The following is a 331-nucleotide window of genomic DNA, read 5'->3' as shown; positions in this document are numbered from 1 at the left end:
TCAACGAATATCTCGTCCAGCTCGTCATTCGTCAGCGCCGCGACCTGCTGGGCAGTGGTTAGGCCAAGGCTTCGCAGCGCTTGGTTCGCTCGGGAAATCGCGCGGTGCGAGCACCCGAGTTGGTCTTCAATCTGGCGGTAAGAACGCTTCCTAATCAGCAGCGTCATCACCGCACGGTAATCCGGCATAAGCGGACTCCTTCCAGTACGCGCCGCACCCGAGTGGTGCGGCTACCGGAAGTATCATCCCGAGCGCCCTGAGCTGCTACCAGATACTCACTGAAGCGCTACCGGATAGTCACGACACTGCTACCAAATAGCCGGTCGCAACA

The 331-nt window shown here is 59.2% G+C and carries 1 pseudogene; it reads right to left on the bottom strand.

The features are described 5' to 3' along the window. Nucleotides 1–188 (bottom strand): annotated as a pseudogene (locus HMPREF2635_RS03215) (Trp family transcriptional regulator); the annotation flags it as partial. Between the last annotated feature and the right edge of the window lie 143 nt (nucleotides 189–331).

The organism is Corynebacterium sp. HMSC035E02 (assembly GCF_001836065.1).
GTDB classification, from domain to species: domain Bacteria; phylum Actinomycetota; class Actinomycetes; order Mycobacteriales; family Mycobacteriaceae; genus Corynebacterium; species Corynebacterium hiratae.
The sequence above is the reverse complement of the archived record's forward strand: the minus strand, read 5'-3'. Positions and strand labels throughout refer to the sequence as shown.